This is a genomic window from Micromonospora aridisoli, from assembly GCF_056150025.1.
Window position 1 is genome coordinate 1 of sequence record NZ_JAXCFK010000036.1, and the last position, 1,685, is coordinate 1,685.

2 protein-coding genes are annotated in these 1,685 nt (G+C 67.6%); both read right to left on the minus strand.

Annotated features, from left to right (window positions below; genetic code table 11):
- Positions 1-47: 47 nt before the first annotated feature.
- The gene (locus SM447_RS29185; protein WP_474576088.1) at positions 48-605 is read right to left on the minus strand and encodes a hypothetical protein; all 558 of its coding nucleotides are present in this window, start codon (positions 603-605) and stop codon (positions 48-50) included.
- A gap of 174 nt (positions 606-779) precedes the next feature.
- A complete protein-coding gene (locus tag SM447_RS29190) occupies positions 780-1,562 on the minus strand; it encodes a transposase family protein (RefSeq protein WP_474576089.1) in 783 nt (260 codons plus the stop codon).
- Positions 1,563-1,685 lie beyond the last annotated feature (123 nt).

A 1,685-nucleotide genomic window follows, 5' to 3' on the forward strand; every position in this document is an offset into this window, starting at 1 on the left:
TGAGCGCTTTCCATCTGGGGTAGCGCGAGCGGGTCAGGCGTTGGGTGTCACTCGCGGGTGAGTCCCGGTGGCAGCGCGTCTTCGTCGGGTCGGACCCGGCGGGCGTTGGCCATGGGGTCGCGTTCGAGGGTGTTGATCAGCGGTTCCGGGCCGCCGACGCAGGTCCAGGTGTCGTCCCAGAGTGCGGAGACCAGCCATGATCGATCGGCGGGGAAGAACAGGTCGGGTAGCGATCCGCGGCCGTGGCGCATGTGACCGGTCCGCCAGGTGAGGGCCTGCTCGGGTCCGGCCTCGACCAGCAGGTAAGACCAGTTCCAGTAGAGCGACACCCTGGGGGCGTGGGGAAAGACGATGTCGTGGGGGCCGGTGTCGAGGTAGGCCAGCCACCAGGGTTGGTCGGGGGTCTGTGTGATGAGGTCCTCGACCAGGGCGTGTTCGTAGGCGGCGACGGTGACGTCGTCGGCCTGGTGGGTGGTGGCGTAGGCGTCGAAGATCGGCGGGATGGCGGTGGTGATCGAGATGCCGGCAGTGGTGTGACCGGCGATCCACTCCACGTCGGCGGCGGTGCCGATCCGCCAGCTCCGTCCGTCCTTGCTGACCTGCATACCGCTATTCAAGTCGCTGCGGTGACGGTTGGCGCGGGAAATAGGGTGTCCTCGGCGTGGCCGGCGGCGCAGCCGGCCGCCTCCGGGACAGCCGCGAAGTGTGTCGGTTGAGGTTGGGGTTCTGCGATGGCGGCAGATGCCCTGGCGGCGGAGTTGGCGAACGTTGAGCGTTGCTCAACTGGGGTAGGTCGGGTTTTCGACGTGGTGTAGGACGAGGATGGCCTGCACGATCCGGGTTGCTCGGCGTGGGCAGCAGCGCAGCTTGGTCAGGAGCTTCCAGGTTTTTAGCGTGGCGATGGCGCGTTCACCCCGGGCGCGGATACGGGCGTGGGAGCGGTTGACGGCCTTTTGCCGTCGTGACAGTCGTGGCCGGTAGCGGCGGCGTTTGAACGGCGTGCGGACGCTGCCACCGGCGCCTTGGTACCCCCGATCGGCGAAGGTCATCACGTCGTGGCTGGTCAGGGCGTCGATGATGCCGTGGGTGCGGGCAGCCGTCAGGTCGTGAACGGAGCCTGGCAGTGCTGGGGATGCCCAGACCAGGCGACCGGCGGCGTCGGCGATGACCTGCACATTCATCCCGTGCCGTTTGTGCTTGCCCGAGTAATAGGGCTTCTGGTCGGCAACACGGTCGATCGGGATCAACGTGCCGTCGCAGATCGCGTACGCCAGACGGCGGATCCGGGTCATGGCCACGGTGAGGTCGTCGGCGGTCGCGGCCAGCAACGTGATTGCCTCGCGGACGTAGCGCCAGGCGGTGGCGACACCGATACCGAAGCCGGAGGCGAGGCGGGTGAAGGTGTCGCCGTTGCGCAGGTGGGCCAGGGCGAGCAGGGCCTGGCGGCCAGGATCGAGCCGACGCCAGTGAGAGCGCTGCCGGCGGCGATGGACACGGATCAGGTCGGCGAGGTGGCTCAACGACCGGTTGGACAGCGGGATTGAGGCAGGGTAAGACAGCATCGAGGCTCCCGGTGGGGGCATCTTTCTTGGTCGATCGCTGTCCTATCGGGAGCCTCAACCCGACCCACCAGCGGGGCACCCGAACCCACCCTCTACCAACGCAAACCCAGTTGGAAAACGCTC